This is a genomic window from Aeromonas genomosp. paramedia (assembly GCF_023093515.1).
Lineage (GTDB): Bacteria > Pseudomonadota > Gammaproteobacteria > Enterobacterales > Aeromonadaceae > Aeromonas.
The window spans coordinates 117091-132102 of the sequence record NZ_JAAROG010000017.1 but is presented as its reverse complement, the minus strand read 5'-3'; the positions used below and the strand labels follow the sequence as shown (position 1 = coordinate 132102).

At 62.0% G+C, this 15012-nt stretch carries 11 protein-coding genes and 3 tRNA genes; 8 read left to right on the top strand and 6 right to left on the bottom strand.

The annotated features are described in order from the left end of the window. Nucleotides 1–12: 12 nt before the first annotated feature. From HB860_RS11145 to HB860_RS11125, 5 genes are all read right to left on the bottom strand, one after another. Nucleotides 13–813: a transglutaminase family protein gene (locus HB860_RS11145; protein ID WP_247626689.1), complete on the bottom strand. Its 801-nt coding sequence runs from the start codon at nt 811–813 to the stop codon at nt 13–15. Next, on the bottom strand, nt 810–1736 hold the full coding sequence (locus HB860_RS11140; RefSeq protein ID WP_247626688.1) for an alpha-E domain-containing protein: 927 nt from the start codon (nt 1734–1736) through the stop codon (nt 810–812). Before HB860_RS11140 ends, HB860_RS11145 begins: the two co-directional genes overlap by 4 nt. Next, entirely contained in the window at nt 1730–3166 is a 1437-nt protein-coding gene (locus HB860_RS11135) for a circularly permuted type 2 ATP-grasp protein (protein ID WP_041998737.1), read from the bottom strand. Before HB860_RS11135 ends, HB860_RS11140 begins: the two co-directional genes overlap by 7 nt. A 311-nt stretch (nt 3167–3477) precedes the next feature. Continuing rightward, nucleotides 3478–3553 (bottom strand) — tRNA-Asn (locus tag HB860_RS11130). A gap of 2 nt (nt 3554–3555) precedes the next feature. After that, nucleotides 3556–3631, bottom strand: a tRNA-Asn gene (locus HB860_RS11125). 554 nt (nt 3632–4185) lie between these two features. Here HB860_RS11125 and dauA point away from each other — a divergent pair. After that, nucleotides 4186–5922, top strand: coding sequence for a C4-dicarboxylic acid transporter DauA (gene dauA, locus HB860_RS11120; protein ID WP_202045197.1), 1737 nt, complete (start codon nt 4186–4188; stop codon nt 5920–5922). 270 nt (nt 5923–6192) lie between these two features. Continuing rightward, nucleotides 6193–6280: transfer RNA gene (locus HB860_RS11115), tRNA-Ser, on the top strand. A gap of 511 nt (nt 6281–6791) precedes the next feature. Here the strand turns inward: HB860_RS11115 and HB860_RS11110 are convergent. Then, on the bottom strand, nt 6792–8006 hold the full coding sequence (locus HB860_RS11110) for a hypothetical protein (protein WP_247626687.1): 1215 nt from the start codon (nt 8004–8006) through the stop codon (nt 6792–6794). Nucleotides 8007–8875: 869 nt separating this feature from the next. On the opposite strand from HB860_RS11110, the gene hybO reads away from it, so the two are divergent. From hybO to hybE, 6 genes are read left to right on the top strand one after another with little or no spacing between them, the layout of a single operon-like run. Then, nucleotides 8876–10009 carry a hydrogenase 2 small subunit gene (gene hybO / locus HB860_RS11105; RefSeq protein ID WP_247626686.1) on the top strand — a complete coding sequence of 378 codons (1134 nt, stop codon included), beginning with the start codon at nt 8876–8878 and terminating at the stop codon, nt 10007–10009. A 2-nt stretch (nt 10010–10011) separates the two neighbouring features. After that, a complete protein-coding gene (gene hybA, locus HB860_RS11100) occupies nt 10012–11055 on the top strand; it encodes a hydrogenase 2 operon protein HybA (RefSeq protein WP_247626685.1) in 1044 nt (347 codons plus the stop codon). After that, a complete protein-coding gene (gene hybB, locus HB860_RS11095; protein WP_139744840.1) occupies nt 11048–12235 on the top strand; it encodes a Ni/Fe-hydrogenase cytochrome b subunit in 1188 nt (395 codons plus the stop codon). Before hybA ends, hybB begins: the two co-directional genes overlap by 8 nt. Then, on the top strand, nt 12232–13935 hold the full coding sequence (gene hybC / locus HB860_RS11090) for a hydrogenase 2 large subunit (RefSeq protein ID WP_247626684.1): 1704 nt from the start codon (nt 12232–12234) through the stop codon (nt 13933–13935). Before hybB ends, hybC begins: the two co-directional genes overlap by 4 nt. After that, nucleotides 13935–14465 (top strand): HyaD/HybD family hydrogenase maturation endopeptidase, encoded by a 531-nt coding sequence (locus HB860_RS11085; protein WP_247626683.1) that lies wholly within the window; start codon nt 13935–13937, stop codon nt 14463–14465. The genes hybC and HB860_RS11085 overlap by 1 nt, the downstream gene beginning before the upstream one ends. Then, entirely contained in the window at nt 14447–14989 is a 543-nt protein-coding gene (gene hybE, locus HB860_RS11080) for a hydrogenase-2 assembly chaperone (RefSeq protein ID WP_247626682.1), read from the top strand. Before HB860_RS11085 ends, hybE begins: the two co-directional genes overlap by 19 nt. The last annotated feature ends 23 nt before the right edge of the window (nt 14990–15012 follow it).

Genomic DNA, 15012 nt, shown 5'->3' with positions numbered 1-15012 from the left:
CTTTCCGGGCCCTCATTGCTGCTGCCCATCCAGACGGGTGACCCGCGCCTGGCTCTGCAACTGCTCGCATCCGCCACCGTAGCGCACCCCGCGCACCGGGCAGGCATCCAGATAATCCATGCCGACCGCGAGCTTGAGGTGCTCGCTGGCGGAGCAGGTGAGGTTGGTGACATCGAAGGTGTGCCAGCGCGCCTCGATCCACACCTCGGCCCAGGCGTGCATCGCCACGTGGCTGCTGTCCTGGCTGTAGAGGTAACCGCTCACGTACCTGGCCGGCAGGCCGGCATGGCGGCAGCAGGCCAGGAACACATGGGTGTGGTCCTGACAGACGCCGCTGCCCGAGGCGAGGGCCTCGTCGGCGCTGAAGGTGGCGTCCGTGCTGCCGGGCTGATAGGGCATCAGCACCAGGATGCGTGCCATCAGCCCCTGCAGCTCGGCCAGGGTGGGCTCCTCTGGCAGACAGGCCTTCGCGAGATCCCGCAGGGCCGGGGTCGGACTGGTGAGGGCGGTGGGCCTCAGGTAGCTCAGGGGGGAGATGAGGGAGTGCTCCTCATCGTCCTGGGCGTCGTCGCAGATCTCCACCTCGCCACGGGCGCGGATGAGGATCCCCTCGTGGGGGGACTCCAGGCTCAGCACGTGCAGTATGTTGCCGTAACCGTCCGTGGTGCAGGTGGCCTCCCCAGGCAGCTCCAGCTGCCAGGAGAGGATCTGCTGGCGGGCCGTGCTGTGGGGGGTCAGGCGCAGGTACTGGGTGCTGCGGCGCACCACGTCGGCATAGTGGTAGCGGGTCTGGTGATCGATGATGAGTCTCATAATACCTCCAGGTAGGCGGCGTGGATGCTCTGGCCGATGGCGCCGATGTCGCTGAGAAAGTCCCTCAGGTACGCCTGCATGCCGAGGGCGAACACATCCTCGATGGCGCCATAGGTCAGATGGGCGTTGAGTATGGTGGTGAGGCGCCGGGGCGCCTGGCCGGCGTTCCCCTCGATCTGGGCCAGGATGTGCTCCATCTCGTCGAGGCAGGCGCGCAGGGAGCGCGGCACTTCGTTGCGCAGGATCAGCAGCTCGGCGATGGAGGCGTGGGAGAGGGTCTTGTAGAGGGTCTGGTGCGCCTCGTAGGCCCCCACCGAGCGCAGCAGGGCGTTCCAGCGGTAGAACTCGCGCACGCTGTCCTCGTCCTCCCGGATCACCTGATACTTCACGGTCAGGATGCGCGCTGTGTTGTCGGCCCGCTCGATGAAGGTGCCAAGGCGCAGGAACCAGAGCACGTCCCCGCGCATCATGGTGCCATAGGTGGCGCCACGGAACTGATGGGATCGCTCCTTGATCCAGTCGAAGAACTCCTGGGCCTGGCCGCTGGAGAGCCCCGCCTTGCGGCGCCTGCGGATCTCTATCCAGGCGGCGTTGATGCTCTCCCACACCTCACCCGGGATCTTGCCGCGCACCCCGTGGGCGTTGTCCCTGGCCATGCGCAGGCAGCTGAAGATGCTGCTCGGGTTCTCCTCGTCGAAACAGAAAAATTGCAGCAGGTTCTCCATGTTCACCTGGCCGTAGCGGGCCAGGAAGGGCTCGTGGGTGCCGCTGATGGTGAGAGGGGCCACCAGCTCGCTGTGATCGGCGTCGATGGAGGGCATCAGCGACATGGTCTGGGTGACGTCCAGCATGCGGGCCGTGTTCTCCGCCCGCTCCAGGTGGCGGGACATCCAGTAGAGTTCGCTTGCGGTGCGGCTCAGCATGGGTTGCCCTCCATGACCCAGGTGTCCTTGGTGCCGCCGCCCTGGGAAGAGTTGACCACCAGGGAGCCTTCGGTGAGGGCGACCCGGGTCAGGCCGCCCGGTACCAGGCGCAGCTCCTGTCCGGTGAGGACGAAGGGGCGCAGGTCGATGTGGCGGGGGGCGATGCCCGCCTCGACGAAGGTGGGGCAGGTGGAGAGGGAGAGCGTCGGCTGGGCGATGTAGTTGTCGGGCCTGGCCTTGAGCAGCTCGCGAAAACGGGCCAGCTCCTCGCGGCTGGCGCAGGGGCCGATCAGCATGCCGTAGCCGCCGGCGCCATGGACCTCCTTGACCACCAGCTCCTCCAGGTGCGCCAGCACATAGGCCAGGGCATCGGGTTCCCGGCACTGCCAGGTGGGGACGTTGTTGAGGATGGGCTCCTCGCCCAGATAGAAGCGGATCATCTCCGGCACATAGGGGTAGATGGACTTGTCATCCGCCACCCCGGTGCCGATGGCATTGGCCAGCACCACGCCGCCGGCGCGATAGACAGAGAGCAGGCCGGGCACGCCGATGAGGGAGTCCGGGTTGAAGGCGAGGGGATCCAGGTAGTCGTCGTCGATGCGGCGATAGATGACATCCACCCTTTTCAGCCCAGTAGTGGTGCGCATCAGCACCTGACCATCCTTGACCACCAGATCCGCGCTCTCCACCAGCTCCACCCCCATCTGCTGGGCGAGGAAGCTGTGCTCGAAGTAGGCGCTGTTGAAGCGGCCCGGGGTCATCACCACCACGCAGGGGTTGTCCACCGGGCTGCTCTCGCGCAGGGTCTGCAGCAAGAGAGCCGGGTAGCGCTCCACCGGGGCGATGGGCTGGTTGTGAAACAGCTCAGGGAAGAGGCGCATCATCATCTTGCGGTTCTCCAGCATGTAGGAGACCCCGGAGGGGGTGCGCAGGTTGTCCTCCAGCACGTAGTAGTCGCCGTCGCTGTTGCGGATGATGTCGACCCCTGTGATATGGACATAGGTATTGCGGTGCAGGTCGACCCCCTGCATGCAGGGCTGGTACTGGGCGTTGGTGAGGATCTGGGCGGCCGGGATCACCCCCGCCTTCAGGATGCGCTGATCGTGATAGATGTCGTGCAGGAAGGCGTTGAGGGCGGTGACGCGCTGGCGGATCCCCTTGTCCAGATGCTGCCACTCCCGGGCGGGGATGATGCGGGGAATGCTGTCGAACGGGATGAGACGTTCGGCGCCGTCCCCGTCCCCATAGACGTTGAAGGTGATGCCGACCCGGTGAAACAGCAGATCGGCCTCCTCACGCTTGCGTTCTATGCTCTTCTCGTCGGTCTGGTGCAGCCACGCCAGGTAGGCGTGGTAGTGATCGCGAAACTGGTTGTCGGCGAGCAACATCTCGTCGTAGCAACCGGGTCCGGGCGGCTTGATGGGCAGCATAGGTAACTCCTTGTGACGTCCCTGAGATCAGGAATTGCAAGGGCTGTGCCAGTCAACTGAGTCGCTATCAAGGCCAACATCAGTAATTTTATACTGATAAATCAGAGAGATGAGTGTGTTGTCATCAAGGGGGAAAGGATGCTGCACCAGACTGGTACCCCAGAGAGGGTATGCCTGCGCCATCTTGTGGCAGCGCCCTCAGGCGCAATGAGAGGAAACGGGCAGGGAGGGGAGGTCACGTTGCTTCGTCTTGCCCCGTGCTGGGGCAGTAGAAACGAAAAAGCCCAGTCCTGAGACTGGGCTTTAGAAGATGGCTCCCTCGACAGGACTTGAACCTGTGACATACGGATTAACAGTCCGCCGTTCTACCGACTGAACTACGAGGGAATTGGCTCCTCCTACTGGACTTGAACCAGTGACATACGGATTAACAGTCCGCCGTTCTACCGACTGAACTAAGGAGGAATTGCCTGTCTCGTCGAGACGGAGCGGATATTAATGATCCCCCGGACGGGTGTCAACCCGCCATGCCACGGAAAAAGGGCTTTTCGGCCCGTTTGCCCAAAACTTGGGCGCTGTGGACTATTTTCAGCACAATCAGCAGCTTGAGATGCCCTGCCTGCGGCCACGGTGGAGCTGGCCGTGAAGGCGCCCCCCGGTCTGGATGGGGCGCGGCAATGGATAAACCGATCATGGAGGGGGGTGATGCCTATCGGCGATAAGTTCCTTGTCGATGGGCTTGCCTCTGAGGTGATGGGCAGGGGATACGAGGGGGATGCCGGTTCGTGATGGACGGGTCACTGAAGAGATGTCTGGGAAAATCGGCGATATGCGAGCTATCGATGACAATAATGCGGGGTAATGGCCATTTCTTGATCCTGCCCATCGAATTATCGGGCCGGCTCGGGTATGGTTGCTCTGGATACCATCGCCGCGTCGACAGCTCTGCCGGCCCTTGATGATGATCGGGTGCCGGTTCACCCCGGCCTTTGTCTCCCTCTTCTGGTATTACCCTAGACATGCACAATCAAGCTTCCTTACAAGGCGTGAAGCTGGCTATCGCATTGCGCCAATCCTGCATCGATGAACCCTATAGCGTGGCGCGCTTCGGCCGCGACCTCATCGCCGGCATCACGGTCGGCATCATCGCCATTCCGCTCGCCATGGCGCTGGCCATCGCCAGCGGGGTGCCGCCCCAGCACGGCCTCTACACCGCCATCATCGCCGGCATCGTCATCGCCGTGACGGGGGGCTCGCGCTTCTCGATTTCTGGCCCCACAGCCGCCTTCGTGGTGATCCTCTATCCGGTGGCCCAGCAATTCGGGGTGGGGGGCCTCTTGATGGCGACCCTCATCTCCGGCTTCTTCCTGGTGGCCATGGGGATGGCGCGCCTCGGCCGCCTCATCGAATACATTCCGCCCTCGGTGACGCTTGGCTTTACGGGCGGTATCGCCATCGTGATCGCCACCTTGCAGATCAAGGACTTCTTCGGCCTGCACGTTCCCGAAATGCCGGAAACCTATGTCGGCAAGGTGCAGGCGCTGGCCCATGCCCTGCCCAGCTGGCAGTGGGGTGATACCCTGGTGGGGGTGGCCACCCTGGCGGTGCTGTTGCTCTGGCCCAGATTGCGGCTGCCGGTGCCGGGTCATCTGCCGGCCGTGCTGGTGGGGGTGGGGCTGGCTTTCGGTCTGCACCAGTTCGGGGTGGACGTGGCCACCATAGGCAGCAAGTTCAGCTATACCCTGGCCGATGGCACCCAGGGCATGGGGATACCCCCCATAGCCCCGACCCTGGTGATGCCCTGGGCCCTGCCCGGGCCGGACGGGGCGCCGGTGGAGTGGAACCTCGCCGCCATCGAGCGCTTGCTGCCCGCCGCCTTCTCCATGGCCATGCTGGGAGCCATCGAATCCCTGCTCTGCGCCGTGGTGCTGGATGGTATGACGGGGCGCAAGCACAGCTCCAACGGCGAGCTGGTGGGGCAAGGGCTTGGCAACATACTCGCCCCCTTCTTCGGCGGCATCACGGCGACGGCCGCCATCGCCCGCTCCGCCGCCAACGTGCGGGCCGGTGCCACCTCGCCCATTTCCGGCATAGTCCATGCGCTGGTGGTGCTGGCGGCCATTCTGGTGCTGGCCCCCTGGCTCTCCTGGCTGCCGCTCTCCGCCATGGCCGCCCTGCTGCTGCTGGTGGCCTGGAACATGAGCGAGGCCCACAAGGTGGTGGATCTGGTGCGCCGGGCGCCCCGCTCCGACGTGCTGGTGCTGCTGGTCTGCCTGTCGCTGACCGTCATCTTCGACATGGTCATCGCCATCACCTTCGGGGTGATCCTGGCGTCCCTGCTGTTCATGCGCGAGATTGCCAAGATGACCAAGCTGCACAATCTGGCGGAGCATGGGCGCTATGCCAGCGAGGTGCCGGCGCAGACCCTGCTCTACAAGATCAATGGTCCCCTGTTCTTTGCGGCGGCGGAGCGGGTCTTCGACGAGTTGCTGGCCCAGGTGGGGGAGCACAAGGCGCTGATCCTGCAGATGGAGGCCGTCTCCATTCTGGATGCCGGCGGGCTCTCTGCCTTCCAGCAATTTGCCCGGCGCATGGCCAAGTCGGGCGTCCAGCTGAAGGTGGCCGAGCTGCAGTTCCAGCCCCTCAAGACCCTGGCGCGGGCCAAGGTGCGTCCTGTCCCGGGTGAGCTGGAGTTCTACGGCTCGCTGGAGGAAGCCATCAGAGGGGAACATTTGCACGAAGCGGTTGAAAATTGATGTAAAGGGATAGGAAACGGCATCTTTTTGGTCAGTTGGTTCGCAAATTGAGCAAACGATGGCAAAAGATGAAAAATGAGATTGACCGGCATGCTCCTATCCCTTACATTACGCCCCGTTCCAGCGCAGCAGCGCAACGAACCCGTGTTGGCTGAACACGTTAAACCACAGACAGAACTTTGGTGCGGTGTCCGAGAGGCTGCCCACCGACGAAGTCGGCGAGATGCACGCGCAGCGTGCTCCGAAAGCCACTTCAAGAAGTAAAAATTTGGTGAGGTGTCCGAGTGGCTGAAGGAGCACGCCTGGAAAGTGTGTATACGGCAACGTATCGAGGGTTCGAATCCCTCCCTCACCGCCAAATTGAAAGCCCGACCTTTGGTCGGGCTTTTTGCATTTCGGGTTATCACATTCCCTGATGCTCAGCGAGGGGCGGCTCGGTTCGAGCTCTGGTTCGACAAGGGGGCAGGACAGCCCGCCTGGACAGCCGTAGGCTGCCCGCAGGGCGAGCGCCAGGGATGGTGCGAGTCAATCCCGACCCACCGCCAAATTGAAAGCCCGACCTTATGGTCGGGCTTTCAATTTGGGTTATCACATTCCCTGATGCTCAGCGAGGGGCGGCTCGGTTCGAGCTCTGGTTCGACAAAGGGGGCAGGATAGCCCGCCTGGACAGCCGCAGGCTGCCCGCAGGGCGAGCGCCAGGGATGGTGCGAGTCAATCCCGACCACCGCCTTATGCAAAGCCCGATCTCATGATCGGGCTTTTTTGTTGTTGGGCAGCCATCTCTTCGGCTTCAGCACAGGATGGTTGTGTCTCCTTGTCGGAGACGGTAATTCGTCCAGCTCATGCCGCTTTTTCCTTCCCCACCCGCATCAGAAGATCACCCCCACCAGCCTGTCGAGCAGAGTCTCGAAGGAGAAGAGGGTGAGGAGCAGGGGCAGGAAGGGCACCACAGTCGCGAGCACCAGCTGCAGGAACATGTCCCGGCTAAATGGCATGGGCCTTATCTCCTTGATGACGGCATAGGCATTGCCGAAATCTGCGAGGGACTGGATATCCGAGGCGCCGAGCAGGGCTTCCCCGTCTCTGTCCGCCGTGCGCAGCCAGCGGTGTTCGAAGCTGCGGCTGTATTCGGCGGCGAGGGCGCCGTATTCCCGCAGCCCCAGACGCTTGGCCGCCAGAATATGGGGGGCAAAGACCGTCAGGGGCGCCAGCACCAGCAGCAGGCCGAAGCTGGCGAGCAGGATGATCTCCGGCTTGTAGGCGGTGAGCACGGCGGCGTCAAAGAAGATCCGGTTGGCGATAAAGCCGGCCAGCTGGGCCCCCAGAGCGGTCAGCAGCGGCGAGTAGGCGTAGGCCGACCCCCCGAGAAAGCCGAGACCGCAGTTGCGATCGGGATGGGTCGGCATGAGGGAGAGGGGGATCCGGGAGACCTGCCAGAGGAAGCGGGTCCAGATCAGGATCCGGTAGAGCCAGCGCAGGAGCAGGAACTGGATGATGGGGTTGCTCACCCAGAAGAACCAGAAACCGGGCAGGGTCAGGGTCGGGTTCCCCCCTTCCATGGTGGCGTACCAGGTCGAGGACTCCAGGATGAAGGTGTGGGTCCGGATGAAGTACCCCATCGAGAAGACAAACAGAATGAGGCCGACCTCCGCGGGGATCGAATTTCGCCAGACCATGGCGCTGCGAATGGCGTCATGAAAGCGTGGCAGAGAGAGCGGCGAGATCAGCCCCCGTTCGATGAACTGGCTGACGATCCCCCGGATGCGCTGGTGGACGATGAGTTCGGCGAACACCAGCAAGGAGACGCAGATGAGAAAGCGGACATGGGTCTCTATGTCCAGCAGAAAAGGCACCGCCACCCCTTGCAGCAGGCTGCCTTCCCACCCGCACAGCAGCAACAGGGGCAGCCAGCAGATCCCGCTCAGGATGAGGATCCGTCGCCTGATGTGCGCCTCTATGTCACCAAGATGCGCCCGACTCCAGAGCTGATAGAGGGGGCCCCCCAGGATCAGGGAGAAGTTGCCCGGATCGGACAGGGGAGGGCTGAGGGGATCGGGCGGGGTGACAGGCCTGTGATGCGACATGATGGGACCACCTTGCTGTGCGACAAATGTGCCATCCGGCCGCCACTGGCTCCCCTTGCCACCAGGGTGGAGGGGGAGGGAGCTGCTGGCCGGGATTCGGGCTTGGTGTCATGAGTGCACCATGACGGATCCTCTGAACTCAGCCTCTGTATTGGCTGAAAACCCCATATGTAACAGGATTTGCAGAGGAAAATGACTGCCGTGGCGGCGGGTTCCATCGCAATGCCTTTGAGCCAAGCCCTATGGCTATAGGTATAGCGTTTGCTCATGCTCATGGTGTGATAACCAGCCTATTTTGACATCCTTGTTTGTCTCTTTTTGAACTGGCGTTGCGGATGCACTCTCCCATTACGTTTGAAAAACATAACGGAGGTTAAAAGACCCGGGAGGGATATGCCTGATCACTAAGTGAATGGACGCTCTCTGTCGTTCAACATAGATAATATTTATTACCCAGCAGACCATCTGATCTTGTCAGCAGAGACATGTTGATTAATTACCCTGGTGTCTGGTGATCTAGGACTATTTATTCAAGGTGATGTAATAAGGTTAAATCATCGATTTTCAGCATCAAATAGAAAATACTGTGACAACGCTTTCATTTTGCACCATGCATGGGGTGAATAGGGGCGTAATTTAAATTCAGTTAATTTAAAAAGGACGGAAAATACTACTTTGTGGGTATTTTGGGTTGTGGCCAACAGTAAATAACTGCATGTTACATATAGCTTTTTATTTCAAAATCCCAGCGTCATTTGCAAGTAACGTGTTTCTGTTTGATAAAGATCAACATAGGGGGAGAAGGGGAGGCATAGCATTCCCGCCATTAAGCATTTGTCAAACAATGCTCACTGACGGGAATAAAAAGAATGGTCGAGGATACTTTTTTATCGGCTCATGGAATTAATCGCCGTGACTTTATGAAATTGTGCGCCGGGATGGCCGCAACCCTGGGATTAAGCCAGAATGCGGTGGCCAAGATGGCCACCGCACTCACCAGCCCCGAGCGGCCGCCGGTGATCTGGATTGGGGCACAGGAGTGCACCGGCTGTACCGAGTCGCTGCTGCGGGCCACCCACCCCACCATAGAAAACCTGATCCTCAATACCATTTCGCTGGAGTACCACGAGGTGCTCTCGGCGGCTTTCGGTCATCAGGCGGAAGAGAACAAGCACAACGCCATCAAGCGTTATAAAGGCAAGTATGTGTTGGTGGTGGATGGCTCCATTCCGCTCAAAGATGGTGGCGTCTACTGCATGGTGGCCGGTGAGCCCATCGTCGACCATATTCGCCGTGCCGCCAGTGACGCGGCCGCCGTCATCGCCATCGGCTCCTGCGCCGCCTGGGGCGGTGTGCCTGCCAGCGGGGGCAACCCCACCGGCGCCGTCAGTCTGGAAGAGGCCCTCGGCAACATCGGTACCCCCATCATCAATATCCCGGGTTGCCCGCCCAATCCCCACAACTTCCTCACCACGGTCGCCTACTACATCACCTACGGCAAGCTGCCGGCGCTGGATGCCAAGAAGCGTCCGTTGTTTGCCTACGAGCGGCTGATCCACGAGAACTGCGAGCGTCGTCCGCACTTCGACGCCGGCCGTTTTGCCAAGGAGTTTGGCGACGAGGGGCACCGTCAGGGCTGGTGTCTCTACCATCTGGGCTGCAAGGGGCCGGAGACCTATGGCAACTGCTCGACCCTGGAGTTCTGCGATGTGGGCGGTGGCATCTGGCCGGTCGGCATCGGCCACCCCTGTTATGGCTGCAACGAGCAGGGGGTGGGTTTTAGCAAGGGGATTTTCCAGCTCGCCAAGGTAGAGAACCCGACCCCGCGGGTGGACAAGCCCGATGTGAAGATCCAGGAGGGGGGCTATACCTCGCCCACCGCGACGGGCCTTATCGGTGGCGCCCTCGGGGTGCTGGTAGGGGTGAGTCTGATGACGGTGCGTGAACTCGGTCGCCAGCAGAAGCGCCACGAAGCCGGGCAGCACCCATCACGGGAGGAGTGACCGTGAACAGACGCAACTTCCTCAAATTCGCCTCCGTCGGTGCACTGGCGGCGGGCACAGCCGTACCCGGCACTGCACTGGCGGCAGCCAAGAACAAGCCCCCCATTCCCGGATCGCTCGGCATGTTGTATGACTCCACCCTCTGCGTCGGCTGTCAGGCTTGTGTGGCGGAGTGTCAGCGCCTCAACGGCAATCCGGCCAATCCGGAGGGCGCACAGACCTGGTCCACTAACGACAAGCTGACGCCCTACACCAACAACATCATTCAGGTGTGGAAGAGCGGCACGGGTGAGCACAAGGATCAGCTGGTGGATGGCTACGCCTACATCAAGAAGCAGTGCATGCACTGCGTCGATCCCAACTGCGTCTCGGTCTGCCCGGTGCAGGCCCTTACCAAAGATCCCAAGACCGGCATTGTTCATTACGATCCGGACGTCTGTACCGGCTGCCGCTACTGCATGGTGGGCTGCCCGTTCGATGTGCCCAAATATGACTACGACAATCCGCTGGGGGCGATCCACAAGTGCGAGCTCTGCAACCAGAAGGGGCTTGAGCGGATCGATCAGGGCAAGTTGCCCGGCTGTGTCGAGGTGTGCCCGACCGGCGCCGTGATCTTCGGCACCCGCGAGGAGCTGATGGCGGAGGCCAAGCGTCGCCTGCTGGCGACCCCGGGCAGTGAATATGCCTATCCGCGCCAGACCTTCAGCGCCAACGATCCCTACCTGCACGAGGTGCCCAACTACCAGCCTTACGTCTATGGCGAGAAGGAGGGGGGCGGCACCCAGGTGCTGGTGCTGGCCGGGGTGCCCTACACCAGGCTCGACATGCCCGACCTGCCGGAGCTCTCCTCCGGGGCGCGCTCCGAGCATATCCAGCACACCCTCTACAAGGGGATGGTGCTGCCCATGGTGGTGCTGACCGGACTCTCGGTGCTCATTCGCCGCAACAGCAAGAAGAACGGCCACGATCACCATGATGACGAGAGCCATGGGCCGGACAGTCACCAGGATCAAGGCTCGCCAAAGGGAGGCAAGGATCATGAGTAATCACAAGGCACATCCCCTCGGCGGCAAGCTGGTCAGCTGGCCGGTGCTGGTACTGGCCCCCTTCGCCGTGCTGTGCGGCATGCTGATCTTGAAGCGCCTCTTCTTCGGGCTGGGTTCGGTTACCGATCTCAACGGGGGTTATCCCTGGGGGCTCTGGATCTCGTTCGATCTGCTGATCGGTACCGGTTTCGCCTGCGGCGGCTGGGCACTGGCCTGGGCTGTTTATGTGTTCAACCGGGGCGAGTATCACCCCCTGGTGCGACCGGCCCTGTTGGCGAGCCTGTTCGGCTACTCGCTGGGCGGTCTCTCCATCACCATCGACGTCGGTCGTTACTGGAACCTGCCGTACTTCTACCTGCCCGGTCACTTCAACACCTCCTCTGTGCTGTTCGAGACGGCGGTCTGCATGACCATCTATATCGGGGTGATGGCGCTGGAGTTCGCGCCGGTGCTGCTGGAGAAGTTCGGCTGGAAGGCGTCACTCATTCGCCTCAACAAGATCATGTTCTTCGTGCTGGCGCTCGGGGCCCTGCTGCCCACCATGCACCAATCCTCCATGGGCTCCCTGATGATCGTTGCGGGGGAGAAGATCCATCCGCTCTGGCAAAGCTACGAGCTGCTGCCGGTCTTTTCGCTTCTGACCGCCTTCATCATGGGCTTTTCCATAGTCGTGTTCGAAGGCTCCCTGGTGCAGGCGGGACTGGCGGGGCGGGGCCCCAACGAGAAGTCGCTCTTCTACAAGCTGACCCAGGTGATCGACATCTTCCTGATCCTGTTTGTGGCGCTGCGCTTTGCCGAGATCGTCATCAACGACAAGTCGGAATACCTCTCCGAGTGGAATCGCTACGCCTTGATGTTCTGGAGCGAGATCGCGCTGATGATCTTCCCGCTGCTGGTGTTCCACTGGGACAAGAGCCGCCGCGACTCGCGCATGTTGTTCCTGGGGGCCCTCAGCATGCTGCTGGGCGCAGCCCTCTGGCGACTGGACTACTCCCTGCTCGCCTTCAACCCCGGCAATGGCTACCACTACTTCCCCTCCGCGGAGGAGGTACTGATCTCCCTGGGCTTCGTCGCCATCGAGGTGTGTGCCTATTTGCTGTTGATCCGGCTGCTGCCGGTACTGCCATCACTTGAACGTGTTCACCAAGATTATCAGGCCCGAGGGAAAGCCAACGTATGAGCCAACGTATCACCATAGACCCCATCACCCGCATCGAGGGGCACCTGCGTATCGACTGCGAAATCGAAGGCGGCGTCGTCACCAAGGCCTGGTCGTCCGGCACCATGTGGCGCGGGATGGAGGAGATCGTCAAGGGCAACGACCCGCGCGATGCCTGGATGATAGTGCAGCGCATCTGCGGGGTATGTACCTCCATTCATGCCATCGCCTCGGTGCGGGCGGTGGAGAACGCCATCGGCGCCAAGGTGCCGGTCAATGCCCAGTTCATCCGCAACCTCATCATCGCGGCCCACAACATCCACGATCACATCGTCCACTTCTACCAGCTCTCCGCGCTGGACTGGGTGGACATCACCGCCGCACTGCAGGCTAATCCGCAAAAAGCGGCCGACCTGCTCAAGGGGGTATCGACCTGGTCCCTCAACAGTGCCGACGAGCTGACCAAGGTGCAGGACAAGATCCGCGCCCTGGTGGCCAGCGGCCAGCTCGGCATCTTTGCCAACGGTTACTGGGGTCACAAGGAGATGAAGCTGAGTCCGGAGGTGAACCTCATCGCCGTGGCGCATTACCTGCAGGCACTGGAGTGTCAGCGCGATGCCAACCGCATCGTCGCCATTCTGGGGGGGAAGAGCCCGCACATCCAGAATCTGGCGGTGGGTGGCGTGGCCAACCCCATCAACCTGGATGCGCCGAGTGTGCTCAACCTGGAGCGGCTGCTCTATGTGAAGAGCTTTATCGACCGGCTCGGCGAGTTTATCGAGCAGGTCTACAAGGTGGATGCCGCCATCATAGCCGCGCACTATCCCGAGTGGTTGAACCTGGGGCAGGGGGCCAGGCACTACCTGAGCGTGCCGGAGCTCCCCACCGACGCCAATGGCGGCAGCTTCCTGATGCCGGGCGGCTATATCGAGAATGGCAATCTGGCGGGATATCGTCCCATCGAGAGCCATCAGGATGCCTGGCTGATGGACGGCATCGCCGAGAGCAACAAGCACGCCTGGTACAAGGATGACGAACCGCTCAAGCCGTGGGAGGGCAAGACCGAGCCCAGCTACACCGGCTGGCAGGATGACGGCAAATACTCCTGGGTCAAATCCCCCACCTTCTACGGCAAGGTGGTGGAGGTGGGGCCGCTTGCCGACTTGCTGGTCAAGCTGGCCGCCAAGCACCCGGAGACGGTGACCCATTTCAATGAGCTGAACGGCATTTATAAAGCACTCACCGGTTCGGCCATCAAGACCGAACAACTGCACTCCACTATGGGCCGCATCATAGGTCGTGCGGTGCGCTGCTGCGTGCTCAAAGACACCCTGGCGCACCAGTGGAAAGCGCTGGTCGACAACATCGGCAAGGGGGACACCACCGCCTACATCAAGGCGGAAATCCCGGCGGACAAGGAGTTTCGCGGGGTGGGCTTCGAGGAGGCGCCGCGCGGCATGCTTTCCCACTGGATCGTCATCAAGGGCGGCAAGATCGCCAACTATCAGGCGGTGGTGCCATCGACCTGGAACTCGGGTCCGCGCAACTTCAATGACGAGCCCGGCCCTTACGAGCAGGCGCTGGTGGGTACCCCGGTGGCGGATCCGGCCAAGCCGCTGGAGGTGGTGCGCACCATCCACTCGTTCGACCCCTGCATGTCCTGCGCGGTCCACGTGGTGGATACCCAAAATGGCGAAACGACCCAGGTGAAGGTGCTGTGATGAACACCTTGATCCTGGGCGTGGGCAACCTGCTCTTGAGCGACGAGGCGGTGGGGGTTCGGATCGTCGAGGGGTTGGAGCGCGACTACCGCTTCGCCCCCGGCATCGAGCTGCTCGACGGCGGCACCGCCGGTATGGAGCTGCTTGAAGCCATGGCCAGTCGCGATCACATCATTCTGGCGGACGCGGTGCGCAGCGGCAATCCGCCGGGCACAGTGGTGACCCTGAAGGATGAGGAGATCCCGACCCTGTTTGGCCGCAAGATCTCCCCGCACCAGCTGGGGCTGGCGGATGTGCTCTCGGCGCTGCACATGACCGGGGAGTTCCCCAAGCGGCTCACCCTGATCGGGGTCGAGCCCGAGTCCCTCGAACCGCGCATCGGCCTCACCCCGCTAGTGGCGGCTGCCATGGGGGAGGCGACGGATCGGATCCTGACCCTGCTGGCCAGTGTTGGCGCCCCCGCCATCCCGCTCTCTGAGCAGGAGAAAGCCGAACAAGCACGGGAGGGCCTATGGCGCAGTCCCATTTAAGCGAGCCTGATGCCGTGCAAGAACGCGTGCAGGAGTTCATCGGTTTTGCCAGCAATCCCGCGCCCCTGCTGGTGGTCCAGTACGAACGGATCGCCCGCGAAGAGATGCAGGCCCTGCCCTTCTATCACGCCACCATGCCCATAGTGGCCGAGTGCGTGCTGTTTGAAGAGCAGTGGCTCGGCTGCGTGCTCACCCCCTGGATGCTGAGCGTGGTAGTGCTGCCGGGGCCGGATCAGCTCTGGCCGGTGCGCGGCAGCAGCGATCGGCTCGCGTTGCAGCTCCCCTGCGGCAACATGACCTTTATGGTGGGTGAACTGCCCGAAAGTGGTCAGCTGCTGGCCTGCTCCCTGATGTCGCCGCTGGATCCTCATCTCGGGGCCGAGCAGGGGCGCGCGCTGGTGAGCAGCACCCTCAGGATGCTGCTCTCCTTGCCGGTTCAGCAAGGTGCAAGCGGCGTGGATCTGGGTCGTAGAAGGCTATTCGGGGCCCGGCGCGGCCAGAGGCCAGGGGCCACCGAGTCCTAGCGTCAGGGCTCATCCACCATAGT

What these genes read in the sequence shown, in the direction of transcription:
- HB860_RS11145 (WP_247626689.1), bottom strand. Translation starts at nt 813, where the DNA reads ATGAGACTCATCATCGATCACCAGACCCGCTACCACTATGCCGACGTG.
- HB860_RS11140 (WP_247626688.1), bottom strand. Translation starts at nt 1,736, where the DNA reads ATGCTGAGCCGCACCGCAAGCGAACTCTACTGGATGTCCCGCCACCTG.
- HB860_RS11135 (WP_041998737.1), bottom strand. Translation starts at nt 3,166, where the DNA reads ATGCTGCCCATCAAGCCGCCCGGACCCGGTTGCTACGACGAGATGTTG.
- dauA (WP_202045197.1), top strand. Translation starts at nt 4,186, where the DNA reads ATGCACAATCAAGCTTCCTTACAAGGCGTGAAGCTGGCTATCGCATTG.
- HB860_RS11110 (WP_247626687.1), bottom strand. Translation starts at nt 8,006, where the DNA reads ATGTCGCATCACAGGCCTGTCACCCCGCCCGATCCCCTCAGCCCTCCC.
- hybO (WP_247626686.1), top strand. Translation starts at nt 8,876, where the DNA reads ATGGTCGAGGATACTTTTTTATCGGCTCATGGAATTAATCGCCGTGAC.
- hybB (WP_139744840.1), top strand. Translation starts at nt 11,048, where the DNA reads ATGAGTAATCACAAGGCACATCCCCTCGGCGGCAAGCTGGTCAGCTGG.
- hybC (WP_247626684.1), top strand. Translation starts at nt 12,232, where the DNA reads ATGAGCCAACGTATCACCATAGACCCCATCACCCGCATCGAGGGGCAC.
- HB860_RS11085 (WP_247626683.1), top strand. Translation starts at nt 13,935, where the DNA reads ATGAACACCTTGATCCTGGGCGTGGGCAACCTGCTCTTGAGCGACGAG.
- hybE (WP_247626682.1), top strand. Translation starts at nt 14,447, where the DNA reads ATGGCGCAGTCCCATTTAAGCGAGCCTGATGCCGTGCAAGAACGCGTG.